This is a genomic window from Streptococcus sp. V913 (genome assembly GCF_054353455.1).
Genome location: NZ_JBTHHX010000001.1, coordinates 443444 through 455992 on the forward strand (window position 1 = coordinate 443444; position 12549 = coordinate 455992).

Genomic DNA, 12549 nt, shown 5'->3' on the forward strand with positions numbered 1-12549 from the left:
CTTTTCTGGCCATGTCATCTCTTTTCAAAGTCAGAGACTTATGATAAGATAGGCTGGTATGCGTTTAGATAGATTATTAGCCCAAGAAAAGGTCAGTCGCAAGACTATGAAACAGGCTCTATTAAAAAAAGAAATCCTAGTGGATGATTGTCCAGCTCGCTCCCTAGCTCAAAATATCGATACAGGATTGCAAAAACTAGTCTTTCAAGAAAGGCAAATCCAAGTATATGAGCACAACTACCTCATGCTTCATAAGCCAAATGGTGTCGTTACGGCTAGTAAGGATAAGAAACTCCCAACCGTCATGGACCTAGTCCCAAAAAATATCCAGTCAGACCAACTCTACGCGATAGGCAGGCTAGACCGCGATACGACAGGACTGCTCCTTTTGACAGACAATGGACCTCTTGGCTTTCAACTCCTCCATCCTCAATATCATGTTGATAAAACTTACCAAGTTAAGGTTAATGGACTGCTCACACCAAACCATATTCAAAAGTTCAAAGATGGTATCGTTTTTTTAGATGGAACAGTCTGCAAACCTGCCAAACTTGAGATTTTAGATTCCAACCCATCAGAGAGCCATGCCTCCATCACCATCTCTGAAGGGAAGTTTCATCAGGTAAAAAAAATGTTCCTCTCAGTCGGTGTCAAGGTGACCTCTCTCAAACGAGTTCAGTTCGGTGATTTTACTTTAGACCCAGAACTAGCAGAAGGGCAATACCGTCCCTTGAATCCAGAGGAATTGGAAATCATAAAAAACTACTTAGAGATGAGTCGATAAAATAAAAAAGCTTTAAATTTAAAGCTTTTTTGTTTATTGCTTATCTAAAAAATACTGCGACAGCTACAATTCTAAAAAATACTGCGACAGTTACAATCCAGTTAAGTACAGAAACCACAAGTCCTACGATGTTGAGAATTTTTTCTGTTTTATAGGCTAATTGAGATTCTTTTTGATATGAAATAGCCAAGACCAATCCTATGATACCCAAAATCAGGCCTACAATTGGAAATAGCAAACCGAGCACAATAGATAGGATACCTAAAACAAGTGGGGCTTTTTTCTTTTGTTGTGAATTCATATTATAAAACCTCCTTAAAATTAATATAAATGATGATACCATAAAATGCTAGCTTTATCTATCATTCGACAGATTTTTACAGAATGTTAGCTAGTCTTGACTTTCCCGTTCCAAGAATCCAATCCATAAGAAAGGATATAAATCTCAGAAAAACCTTGCTTTTTCAGATAGAGGGCTGCATTGGTCACTCCTTGTCCACGTTGGTTTTCGTAGAGAAGGACAGGTTTATCCTTACGAAGGGCTGCAAGGCTTGACTTCAATTGATTTGAAGGAATATTGCGCGCACCAAGAATGTGTTTTCTGTGAAATTCTGCTGGTTCACGGACATCGATCAACTGTCCTTTCCGAATCAAGGCTTCAAACTCTGCATTGTCTACAATCTTAGCCGCACGACGAATACGAAGGTAGTTATAGCCCATCCATGCTGCCATCGCTAGTACGATTCCCCACAAAATCCAAATTGTCATAAGTTCTTCTCTCCATTTTTCTCTATGTAGTCTAATTCTATCTTGTGCTCTCTACGAAGAACAGCTTCCGCCTCTAGATAGTCTAGCTTGTCCATCAGACCTGCATCATAGATCCGAGAAAGTTCGAGCTTCATCAGTTCAATATCATACAAGCGCTTCCCCACATAGACAATAATGCCAAATTGTTTGAGAAATTGCTGCACATCATAGAATGTTTTCATAGCTTTCATTCTAACAGATTTTAGACTTTTTTTCAATACCAGTTTGGGTCTTTCCTCTCTTCCCTTCATCTTCTTTGCTCATTCTTCACCAAGTGTGGTACAATAAAAGCATGAGAATTCAACAATTACACTATATTATCAAAATCGTCGAAACTGGCTCTATGAATGAAGCAGCCAAGCAACTCTTTATCACCCAACCCAGTCTCTCCAATGCCGTTCGAGACTTGGAAAATGAAATGGGTATTGAAATTTTTATTCGTAATCCCAAGGGCATTACCTTGACCCGTGATGGGATGGAGTTTCTTTCCTATGCCCGTCAAGTTGTCGAGCAAACCCAGCTTCTGGAGGAACGCTATAAAAACCCTGTCGCCCACCGCGAGCTCTTTAGCGTTTCCTCTCAACACTATGCTTTTGTAGTCAATGCCTTTGTCTCTCTGCTCAAGAAAAGTGATATGGAAAAATACGAACTTTTCCTTCGTGAAACTCGGACTTGGGAGATTATCGACGATGTCAAGAACTTCCGTAGTGAAGTCGGTGTCCTCTTTTTGAATAGTTATAACCGTGATGTTTTAACAAAAATGCTGGATGACAACCACCTCTTGGCCCACCATCTCTTTACAGCCCAGCCCCATATCTTTGTCAGCAAGACCAACCCTCTAGCAAAGAAAGATAAGGTTAAACTAGAAGACTTGGAGAACTTCCCTTACCTCAGCTATGACCAAGGGACGCACAACTCCTTCTACTTCTCTGAAGAGATTCTCTCGCAGGAATACCACAAAAAATCTATCGTGGTCAGCGACCGTGCCACTCTCTTTAATCTCTTGATTGGTTTGGACGGATACACGATTGCAACAGGGATTTTAAACAGCAACCTCAACGGAGACAATATCGTTTCCATTCCACTGGACATAAACGATCCCATTGAGCTGGTCTATATCCAGCATGAAAAAACCAGCCTGTCTAAGATGGGCGAACGCTTTATCGAGTATCTACTAGAAGAAGTTCAGTTTGATAGTTGATAAACCATCAGACATATTTTATAATATTTCTTAGAAAATAATGATTGGAGAATATCGTTGAAAAAGTTTATATTGGCAAGTGCTGTTGTCCTTTCAATGGCAGGATTGACCCAAGCACCTATCTACGCAGAGGAAAGCAACGCTAATCCTCCTGCTACCACCGAACAAAGCAACTCTAAGGAAGATAAGAAAGATCTTTCAACTAAAACTGAAGAGGAGGTTGCATCACTTCCAAAAGACAAGACAAAAGAAGAAGCCCCTAAAAAAGAAGGATGGCAGGAAGAAAACAAGCAGTGGCGTTTCTATGAAAATAATCAGCCTGTCCTAAGATGGAAAAAAATTCAAGATAAGTGGTTCTATTTTGACCAAGAGGGAAATCGACTCAGCGATACTATCTTTGACGGCTATGTTCTCAATAAAGACGGGGTCATGGTAGAAAATAGTTGGGTGGCTCTTGAAGGGAAATGGTACTACACCAGTGAGTCTGGAAAAATCATCCAGCAAAAATGGGAAAAAATCGGAGGAGTTTGGTACTACTTCGACAAAGATGGCGTCATGCTCAGTCAGACAATCGTTGATGGTTATCTCCTTACTAAAAGTGGGGCTATGGCTAACAATGGCTGGGTGAAGGTTGACCAAAATTGGTACTATGTCACACCATCTAGCAGAATCTCGCAAGACAAGTGGGAGAAAATCAACGGTTCTTGGTACTACTTTGATAAAAACGGCGTGATGCTCAGCCAGACAACCATTGGTGCCTACCTGCTTGACAGTAGCGGGGCCATGGCAGAAAACTCTTGGGTGAAAATCAATGAAAATTGGTATTACGCTAATGAATATGGGAAATATAGCCAAGACAAATGGGAGAAAATCAATGGTTCTTGGTATGCTTTTGAACAAAATGGAGTCATGCTTTCCAATAAATGGAAAGAAAGCTACTACCTCAAGGCCAGCGGGGCCATGGCGGAAAAAGAGTGGATTTTTGATAAATCCTACAATAGCTGGTTCTATCTAAAAGCGGATGGCCGTTATGCAAATCAAGAGTGGATTGGGGCATACTACCTCAAGTCTGGCGGTTATATGGCCAAGAATGAGTGGATTTACGACGACTATTACAAGGCTCGTTACTATCTGGACGATAGTGGACATTATGTTTCAGGAACTTACAAGATAGACGGCAAGGAGCACTTGTTCCAAAAATACGGCCAATGGATTTCTGAAGTTTCAACTGAAGGCGGATTTACAAAAGGCCAATATAGCAATACCATCTTCCTAGATCCTGGGCATGGTGGTCGAGATTCCGGTGCTTTTTACTACAATGTCGCTGAAAAAGATCTCAATATGCAGATTTACCGTAAACTTCGTGCTAAGTTAGAAGAACTGGGCTACAAGGTCCTCACCTCTCGTGATAGTGATATTGACGTTGATTTTGTTACCGAACGTTCTCGTATGGTTAATAAGACCAACTCTGATATTTTTATCAGTATTCACTTCAACGCTACTGGTAATACCTACTCAAAAGCGAGCGGTATTCAAACCTACTCCTATAGAGATGAACCTGATTATCCAAGTAAGATTAATCAATACTGGCACAATCACCCTGATCGTATGAGTGAAAGCAAACGCCTCGCCGCTGCCATCCACTCCTCTCTTCTAGCAGAAACAGGAGCTAAGGATGCTGGTCTGTTGGAGAGCAGCTTTGCTGTCCTACGCGAAACAGCCAAACCAGCTGTCCTCCTAGAGCTTGGTTATATGGATAATTTCACCGAAAACCAACAAATCAGAGATAGCCACTACCAAGATAAACTGGTCGCAGGTATTGTGAAAGGGATCCAAAAATATTACGCTGGTAAATAATAAAAAGTCTCGAGAAATCTCGAGACTTTTTATTTGTCTTCTTGTTTATCCTTATCAGGAAAGAGGTAGCCAAGTCCTACACATGCTAGCACACCGGCAGCAATTACCAAACCACTTGAAATTGGTAAGAGATCAAAAATAGCATTTACAATGACAAAGGCAATGATCAAGCACATCAGACTAGACTTGTAGTCTTTTTTCAAAAAGTTTTCTAGCGTAAAATAGAGGAACAATCCTACCGGAATGAGTGACCAGAGGTTGACATCCAAACTTGGCCATCCAACATAACCGAAATACAATACAACCGCTGCAGCTACTAAGAATACAAGTCCCAATAATTTTTTCATTTTTTGTCTCCATTTTCTTTTTTTATTGACTTGAGTTGTCTGATACTGACCCCTTACGTCCCTTACATGAATCATTATAGCAGAGGATTTTTTCAAGAACAAGCCCTTTTGCCTATCTGGTCAATATCTCTGTCTAAGTGGTTGAATAGTAGTGATAAAAGAAAAAGAAGCCCTAATGTGCTTCTTGATTCTGCCGATTGTAACAGTATTTTTGAACAAATACCATCTAGTTTTTCTTTTCCTTTGACTCTAGAGAAGATTTGATTGCTTCTCGATCTGCTTGTAGTTGGGCTAAGTTCTTTTCTGCTTCCTCAAGTTTACTGGTATCTGGTTTCACACGATAGTAAACATCTTCTGGTTTCATTAACATCGATCCATACTCTTGCCCAGAAAGTAGTCTTTCTTCAGCATGATTGCTTTTATCCGTAATCTTTCCATCATCAGCAGGTTGCATAACAACTCCACTTGGCACAGCCACTACTACAAATCCTCCAGCAACAGAATCTTTTACCCACGCACTGATAGAAGCTGTCTCAGGATTACGACTATCTTGACCTTTTGATACCTTTAATCCAACTACAGATTCGTACTTTTGATCATTTGTAAACCAAGTCGCATCTACTTCTCCAGAATCATTAATAATGTATTCATTACCAGATTGACTACGCCAAGTGCCTTCTAAACTAGACAAATCATTGTTCTTGATTGCTTCAATATCTAGTTTTGGAACGGCAGCTTCATTCTTTAGCTTGCTAACAAGTGCTTCTGCTTCCGTAATTTTGGTATCTAAAGCAGTCAGTTGATCCTTGAGTTTTTGGATTTCCTCTTGTTTATCCTTATCAGTCTCATCTGTTTTCCCTTGGCTTGTAGACGATTGACTTGTTGACTCTGTAGTTGAAACGGCAGACGATGCTTGATTTGACTCTTTCTTTCCAATCAAAGAATGCGAGAAAATACTTACCAAGATGAGAGTGACTGAAGCAGCGAGTGCTAGGCCAATATAGATTTTTATATTTTTATTCGGAGCCGACTTTGATTCAGACCGCTTACGTCCATTGACCTCTTCAAATTGTTTTTCTCGTTCTTTCTTATTCATAATTTTCTCCTTTTTGATTTATATTCAGCCAAGCTTGCGAGACTTCATTCGTTATTATCCACGGATTTTTATAATTTTTAGAAAACCTATGCAAAAAATTCTAGAATGATTAACAGCCTATAGTCCTCTAAAACGGAACGAAAACAAGTGCTTATTAAAATATATTATACCACAAAATATAAATTTTAGTTTTTATTTATAAGCAGGAGTTTCAGACGTTAAATAGAACCTATCTCAAACGTTCCACCTTTCCTATATTTACAAAAAAAGAAGCCCGTTTGGACTTCTTGATTCTGCCGATTGCAGGGCTTGAACCTGTGACCTACGCGTTACGAGTGCGTTGCTCTACCAACTGAGCTAAATCGGCAACTACCTTCATAGTATAGCACTCTGAGAACGATTGTCAAGAGAAAATTTCACAATTTCTTAACCCAAATCAAGCAAGGATTGCTTTTATCCCAAAGTTCAGGAAAGATTTCTAACTTACGAACCCGCACTTTCATAGGCGTCCAAACCCCTGTCCCATAGTTTCAAGGAAATGATAAAGAAGACAAGGGAAATCAGAATCAAACCACCGATATTAAAGAAGACATCCTTATCCTGCAAGAAATAGCTGGCAGGATAGTAGGCTGTAAAGGCAAAGGGGATGATAAAGCTAATCAACCAACGAAGAAGCGAATTGTAAATAGAAATCGGATACTTAGCAAAATCATTAAACATATAGAAAATGTAAATCATGGCGCCTGACTGCTTGGTCCAAAAAGCGATACTGGCAGTCGCGATTTTCAAGGAAGTATAAATCAATGTCGCAAAAGGAATACAAACTAGGAAAAGCAGGAATTTGGGAAGAGTCCAAGCAATGCTAGATACCGTAGTCGCTAGCAAGATTCCACCGACCAATAGTTCGCCCAAGGCATCAATCTGAAAGGTCTCGACGAGGATGTGAAAGAGAGGATTGATAGGACGAGTCAGGTATTTGTCAAACTCCCCTTTTCGGACTAGGCGTTGCCCTAGTGCCCAGAGATTGTCAAAAAAGAGATGGTCCAATCCCTTGGGAATTAAGGAAAAACCGTAGATAAAGGCAATCTCTTGAAAGGACCAGCCTTCTAGCGATGGGATGTGTTGAAAGAGTACATTGAGAAACAAGAGACTCAAGCCTTGAGTCAGAAAGACTCCCAAGACACCAACCACAAAATCCACCTTGTATTCCATGATTTGTTTGATGTATTGTCTGATAAAAATCAGATGCATGCGTTGATATTTTTTCATACTAACCTCCCTGAATAGTGATGAATGACTGGACTCGTTTCCAGATCAACTGAGATAAGCCAAGCATCACCAAGAGCCAGAAGAACTGTAGCAAAAGCGCCTGAAGAATCTGACTGGCATCGTATTTGCCAACAATAATCATGACTGGAGTATAAATCAAGGATGAAAACGGCAAGAAGGACAGAATATCTGAAACGATCTTTGGAAAGAAAGCTAAAGGAATCAAACTCCCAGACATAAAGTCAATCAGAGAATTCTTAAGCAGATTAGAGCCCCATAAATTTTTAAAAACAAAAGCTGAAAACCCAAAGCAGATATTAAAGAAAAAGTTAATCAGATAAGCCAGAGTTAAGCTAAAAAGATAAAGGACAGTTAATCCCAGCACTTCTACCATCCCTTGCCCAGATAAGATTTTCATCAAGACAATCACACTCAATAAAGGAAGTCCAACACTGACAAAAATCAACCACTTAGAACCAAGCTCCGTAAAGAGGTAAGAGGCCGCAAAATGCACTGGTCTCAACAAGCGCATGATAATGGAACCATCCTTGACCTCCTCCCCAATCATAAAGGACGAATCTGACCTGGTCAGAAGATTGGTCACAAAACTCATAATGATGTAGAGGGTGATATCTGCCATACTAAAGCCTTGAATCAAAGACTCCTGCGAAGAATCAAAGACAGCCTTCCAGAGATAAAAAGCTACAAAAGCCCCCATGACATCGCCAATCCGATAGAGAATACAGTTGACTCGATAGGTAATCAACTCCTGAACCCCCGCATTGATAAAGGGTTTATAACGTCTCCACAATTTGAGCATCTTAGAGCTCCTTTCGGTAGAAGCGACGGATAATATCCTCGATATCCGTATCCACCATCTTCAAATCGCGGATTTCAAAATCAGACAGGGTTTGCTTGATAATATCAGCTGACTGGTAGCAGGAACTATCAAATTCAATATTAAGGCTATTCCCTTGTCTATCAATAGTCATATCAGGAAAGCCTTCATAGTGAGAAAGGAGATGACTTTGCCCTGGCACCAATTCAAAGGAAAGAGTCTTCATCTTGCCAAAGGTTTCCTTGAGTTGACTCACCGTTCCATCAAAAATCTCCTGCCCCTTGTCAATCATGAAAATCCGATCACAAAGTTGCTCAATATCACTCAAGTCATGAGTGGTCAAGAGGATGGTTGTTTCTTCCTCCTGATTAATCTGGGTAATGGCTCGACGAATGTTATCCTTGACAGAAACATCCAGACCAATAGTCGGCTCATCTAAAAAGAGAACCTTGGGATTGTGAAGCAAGGAAGCCGCAATGTCCGCCCGCATCCGTTGTCCCAGTGAAAGAGTTCGCACGGGGTCCTTGATAAATTCCTTCAAGTCCAAGACTTCATTCAAAAAATCCATGCGCTTCTGAAAAAGCGAATCTGGCACATCGTAAATCTCTTTCAAGACCGTATAGGTCTCTTGCAGAGCCAAATCCCACCATAGCTGGGTACGTTGTCCAAAGACAACCCCGATATCCTTAACATAATCTTGGCGATTATCTTGCGGAATCTTGCCGTTAATCCGACAAAAACCAGATGTCGGTTTTAAAATCCCTGTCAGCATCTTAATAGTTGTCGACTTCCCAGCACCATTAGCTCCAATAAAGCCTAAAATTTGGCCCTTTGGTACTTCGAAAGTCAAATCCTTGACCGCTTCAAAGGTCTGCTTTTCAGGATGAATAAAGGAGCGCAAAGCCCCCTTCAATCCCGGTTCTTTAACAGTCTTCACAAAATTTTTCTGGAGATGTTCCACTTCTATCATTGCCATATTTCTCTCCCTATCGTAAGGAATAGAAACATCGTATTTTTGACTACAAATATTCTAAATCCTTACCTTCTAAATCTTCTACATTTTATTATTACAAAAGACTTTATACCAACCTATTATAGTTCAATAAAAAACGGAATGCAAGCGTTTGCCTGTAGATTGTGAAATTAGATACTTCTCTCTTAATGTAATACTTTTGAATCAAAAATTCTTGTTTGATAATTTCTTTAAAACACAAAAAACCTGCCCTTAGGGGCAGGTTCTTTCTGTATTGTTCAGCTAGATTATGCTTTACCTTCTGAACCGAATACGTCGATACGTTCTTCAACAGCTTCTGTAATTGCTTCGAAACCTGGTTTCAAGAATTTACGTGGGTCAAAGAGTTTCTTCTTATCGTATTCTGCTTCGTTTGCTTCGTATTCAGCAACAAATTTACGAGTTGCGTTAGCAAATGCGATTTGGCATTCAGTGTTAACGTTAACTTTCGCAACACCAAGTTTGATAGCTGCTTGGATTTGGTCATCAGGAATACCTGAACCACCATGCAACACGATTGGGAAGCCTGGAACTGCTTCTGTCAATTTTTGCAAGTGATCAAGGTGAAGACCTTTCCAGTTTGCTGGGTAAGGACCGTGGATGTTACCGATACCAGCTGCCAAGAAGTCAATGCCAGTTGCAACCATTGCTTTAGCATCTTCAATTGGAGCCAATTCGCCATCACCAATGATTCCGTCTTCTTCACCACCGATAGTACCAACTTCAGCTTCTACTGATACGCCGTTTGCATGAGCAAATTCTACAACTTTACGAGCTTTTTCAAGGTTTTCTTCAACTGGAAGGTGTGAACCGTCAAACATAACTGAAGTATAACCAACTCGGATACATTCAAGTGCATCTTCATAATGACCATGGTCAAGGTGAATAGCAACTGGTACAGTAATTCCCATTGATTCTACAAGGTTTTCGATGAGAAGTTTACATACTTTGTAACCACCCATGTATTTCGCAGCACCCATAGAAGTTTGGATCAAAACTGGAGCTTTTTTAGCTTCTGCTGCGCGCAAGATAGCTTGAGTCCACTCAAGGTTGTTTGTGTTAAATCCACCAACTGCATAACCGTTGTCACGAGCTGCTTGGACAAATTTTTCTGCTGAAACGATTGCCATTTGTCAGGCCTCCTATATATTTTTTGGGATATCCCATTTACATTGTTCATTTTATCACTTTTTAGCAAAAAAAGCTAGTTTTTCCCATAGTTTCAGTTGAATTTCTTCTAGCCCAATCAATGTACCCTTTCTTCTCCTTAGTCCTGAGCGACTTTGGGATAACGTATGAAGAAAGTCAAGCGATCATCCTGCCTTTCAAAACGATAAGGCAATTTCTCATGTTCTAATAAACTTTTGACCACAAAGAGTCCCATTCCTGACCCCTTTGCCTTGCGACTAGCATTGCCAGAAAAAGATTGGGCCAATTTTTCTTGTTCTTCAGGACTACAGCTATTCTCAATAAAGAGTTCCCCTTCTCTCTCGCCGATACGGACCAGGCCGCCTAAAGTGGAGTGCTTGATAGCATTGCTGATGAGATTCGATAATATCAGTTTCATCACAGATGGATTTATGTAAGCCTGCTGATGGGTCAGGCTAATGTCTACCTGAATTTCTCTCTCCTTGGCTAGCAAAACATAATCCTTGACCAGACTTTGCGTCATCTGAAGGAGCTCAATCTCTTCTTTCTCGTCTCGCAATTCCTGCACAGAAGAAAGAGACAATATCTGGAGAACGTGGTGACTGAGGTCGTCCACGATCCCCAAGGCTACTCCCAGATAGAGGTCCCTATCCTTGTAACGACCGATATTTTCTTTCATATTTTCGATTAGGATCTTCAAACTAGCCAGAGGTGTTTTCAATTCATGAGAGGCCCCTCGTAGGAATTCGACCTTCATCTTCTCAAGTTGGAGAATAGCTTCATTTTTCTCATGCAAGTCCGCAATAACTGTCAAAAGGTGCTGGTAAAGGCTATTGATTTGTTCCTTGAGATCACCAATCTCATCCTTAGAATCCACGCGCAATCGCACTTGAGCATCTAGTTCCATCATCCGACGGGTCACCCGCTTGATTTCCAAAATCGGGGCAACAATGGTCCTAGCATAGATATAGGCTACCAAGAGGGAAATCAGAAAGGATGCCAACAAGGTATAGGGGAGAAACTGAAGACTAATCTGCTCTGCTTCTTTTTGCAAATCCATAGAAGCTAGAAACTGAAGAGTCATAGTTCCACCATCCTGCGTTTTTACCTCGCGTTCTTCAATAAAGAGGGAAGTTGTCTGGCGAGCTGTATCTAGTGGAAAATTATCCTTAACCTCTAACTTGTCCTCAGTCATCTCACCCTTAACGGACCCTTTGATATCACTTGTCTGGGAATACAAGTCTAACACTTGCTCGATACTCTGCCTATCCTTTCCGTCAAGGGACTGGGCAATGGCTGTCGCTTTCTGGCCAATGGTTTCCTGACGATGACTTAGATAAGTTGATGGAAAGAGAAAATAAATGGCTAAATGAAGACAAATAACCAGAACACTAAAAATCGAGAAGGTATAGATAAATATTTTAGTAAATAGACCTGTTCGTTTCATTTTCGCTCCAATTTATAACCAACATTGCGTACAGTGAGGATACAATCCAAGTCTAGCTTTTTCCGCAGTTCTTTGATATAGACATCAATAACACGGTCAAAGGGAACCTCATCTGTCACCTTCCAGACGGCATCAATTATCTGAGAACGAGTCAAGGCCCGTCCTTCATTTTTCACCAGATAGTCCAGAATTTCCAACTCTTTGGCATTGATAGCCACTTCTTGACCTGCTAGGCTTGCACTGTAGCTCTCAAAATCCACCTTGGTATCCTTATAGGAAAAGGTTCGTCCCGTATCATAGTAGCGCTTGAAAATCGCGTCTACCCTCACTTTTAAAAGGGAGAGGGAAAAGGGTTTTTCCAGATAGCCATCTGCTAGCGAAGCAAAGGCACTCATCTTGTATTCTTCATCCTGAAAAGCGGTTAGCATCAAGACAGGAACCTGACTGCTTTTACGAATCTCAGCTAGGACTTCGAGGCCATTAAGCTTGGGCATCTGGATATCCAGCAGTACTAGAGCAACCTCATAGCTGGAAAATTTTTCCAGAGCTTCCTGACCATCTGCTGCTTCAATGGTTTCATAACCACAATCCGTCAAATAGTCACTGATCCCCTCACGGATCATCTCCTCATCTTCTACAATTAAAATTTTCATAGAAAAAACGTTTCACATTCCTTTAAATTTCTTGTTAATCTTTCTATTTTACCTTGATAAGACCTCTTCCTATCAAGGCAAAATAGATA

General features: G+C 40.6%; 14 protein-coding genes, 1 tRNA gene and 1 pseudogene. 3 read left to right on the forward strand and 13 right to left on the reverse strand.

Annotated elements, in window-relative coordinates:
• Nucleotides 1-58 precede the first annotated feature (58 nt).
• Nucleotides 59-784, forward strand: coding sequence for a 16S rRNA pseudouridine(516) synthase (locus tag ACXYSL_RS02215; protein WP_458623837.1), 726 nt, complete (start codon nucleotides 59-61; stop codon nucleotides 782-784).
• Nucleotides 785-824: 40 nt separating this feature from the next.
• Here ACXYSL_RS02215 and ACXYSL_RS02220 read toward each other — a convergent pair whose 3' ends face one another.
• From ACXYSL_RS02220 to ACXYSL_RS02230, 3 genes are all read right to left on the reverse strand, one after another.
• Entirely contained in the window at nucleotides 825-1085 is a 261-nt protein-coding gene (locus ACXYSL_RS02220) for a DUF4190 domain-containing protein (RefSeq protein WP_458623838.1), read from the reverse strand.
• Between the two features lie 86 nt (nucleotides 1086-1171).
• Nucleotides 1172-1552, reverse strand: a complete 381-nt coding sequence (locus tag ACXYSL_RS02225; protein WP_049536909.1) for a rhodanese-like domain-containing protein — start codon at nucleotides 1550-1552, stop codon at nucleotides 1172-1174.
• Nucleotides 1549-1842, reverse strand: a complete 294-nt coding sequence (locus tag ACXYSL_RS02230; protein ID WP_049536911.1) for a YqgQ family protein — start codon at nucleotides 1840-1842, stop codon at nucleotides 1549-1551. The genes ACXYSL_RS02225 and ACXYSL_RS02230 overlap by 4 nt, the downstream gene beginning before the upstream one ends.
• 41 nt (nucleotides 1843-1883) lie before the next feature.
• Here ACXYSL_RS02230 and ACXYSL_RS02235 point away from each other — a divergent pair, with 41 nt between their 5' ends.
• Together ACXYSL_RS02235 and ACXYSL_RS02240 are read left to right on the forward strand one after the other, a co-directional pair.
• Nucleotides 1884-2792 carry a LysR family transcriptional regulator gene (locus ACXYSL_RS02235; protein ID WP_049536913.1) on the forward strand — a complete coding sequence of 303 codons (909 nt, stop codon included), beginning with the start codon at nucleotides 1884-1886 and terminating at the stop codon, nucleotides 2790-2792.
• Nucleotides 2793-2849: 57 nt separating this feature from the next.
• Nucleotides 2850-4649: an N-acetylmuramoyl-L-alanine amidase gene (locus ACXYSL_RS02240; RefSeq protein WP_336315105.1), complete on the forward strand. Its 1800-nt coding sequence runs from the start codon at nucleotides 2850-2852 to the stop codon at nucleotides 4647-4649.
• A gap of 29 nt (nucleotides 4650-4678) precedes the next feature.
• Here ACXYSL_RS02240 and ACXYSL_RS02245 read toward each other — a convergent pair whose 3' ends face one another.
• The 10 genes and pseudogenes from ACXYSL_RS02245 to vncR form a co-directional block, all read right to left on the reverse strand.
• Complete coding sequence (locus ACXYSL_RS02245) at nucleotides 4679-4996, reverse strand: hypothetical protein (protein WP_458623839.1); 318 nt, start codon at nucleotides 4994-4996, stop codon at nucleotides 4679-4681.
• A gap of 226 nt (nucleotides 4997-5222) precedes the next feature.
• The gene (locus ACXYSL_RS02250; protein ID WP_049536916.1) at nucleotides 5223-6092 is read right to left on the reverse strand and encodes a DUF6287 domain-containing protein; all 870 of its coding nucleotides are present in this window, start codon (nucleotides 6090-6092) and stop codon (nucleotides 5223-5225) included.
• A 294-nt stretch (nucleotides 6093-6386) separates the two neighbouring features.
• Nucleotides 6387-6459 (reverse strand) — tRNA-Thr (locus ACXYSL_RS02255).
• 49 nt (nucleotides 6460-6508) lie between these two features.
• A pseudogene (locus ACXYSL_RS02260) lies at nucleotides 6509-6580 on the reverse strand (GNAT family N-acetyltransferase); the annotation flags it as partial.
• A complete protein-coding gene (locus ACXYSL_RS02265; RefSeq protein ID WP_458623840.1) occupies nucleotides 6576-7361 on the reverse strand; it encodes an ABC transporter permease in 786 nt (261 codons plus the stop codon). The gene ACXYSL_RS02265 and the pseudogene ACXYSL_RS02260, both read right to left, overlap by 5 nt.
• A gap of 1 nt (nucleotide 7362) precedes the next feature.
• Nucleotides 7363-8181, reverse strand: a complete 819-nt coding sequence (locus tag ACXYSL_RS02270; RefSeq protein ID WP_458623841.1) for an ABC transporter permease — start codon at nucleotides 8179-8181, stop codon at nucleotides 7363-7365.
• A 1-nt stretch (nucleotide 8182) separates the two neighbouring features.
• The gene (locus ACXYSL_RS02275) at nucleotides 8183-9175 is read right to left on the reverse strand and encodes an ABC transporter ATP-binding protein (protein ID WP_007520420.1); all 993 of its coding nucleotides are present in this window, start codon (nucleotides 9173-9175) and stop codon (nucleotides 8183-8185) included.
• 284 nt (nucleotides 9176-9459) lie between these two features.
• Complete coding sequence (locus tag ACXYSL_RS02280; protein WP_001019007.1) at nucleotides 9460-10341, reverse strand: class II fructose-bisphosphate aldolase; 882 nt, start codon at nucleotides 10339-10341, stop codon at nucleotides 9460-9462.
• A 137-nt stretch (nucleotides 10342-10478) separates the two neighbouring features.
• On the reverse strand, nucleotides 10479-11807 hold the full coding sequence (gene vncS / locus ACXYSL_RS02285; protein ID WP_458623842.1) for a sensor histidine kinase VncS: 1329 nt from the start codon (nucleotides 11805-11807) through the stop codon (nucleotides 10479-10481).
• Complete coding sequence (gene vncR, locus ACXYSL_RS02290) at nucleotides 11804-12460, reverse strand: response regulator transcription factor VncR (protein ID WP_458623843.1); 657 nt, start codon at nucleotides 12458-12460, stop codon at nucleotides 11804-11806. Before vncR ends, vncS begins: the two co-directional genes overlap by 4 nt.
• Nucleotides 12461-12549 lie beyond the last annotated feature (89 nt).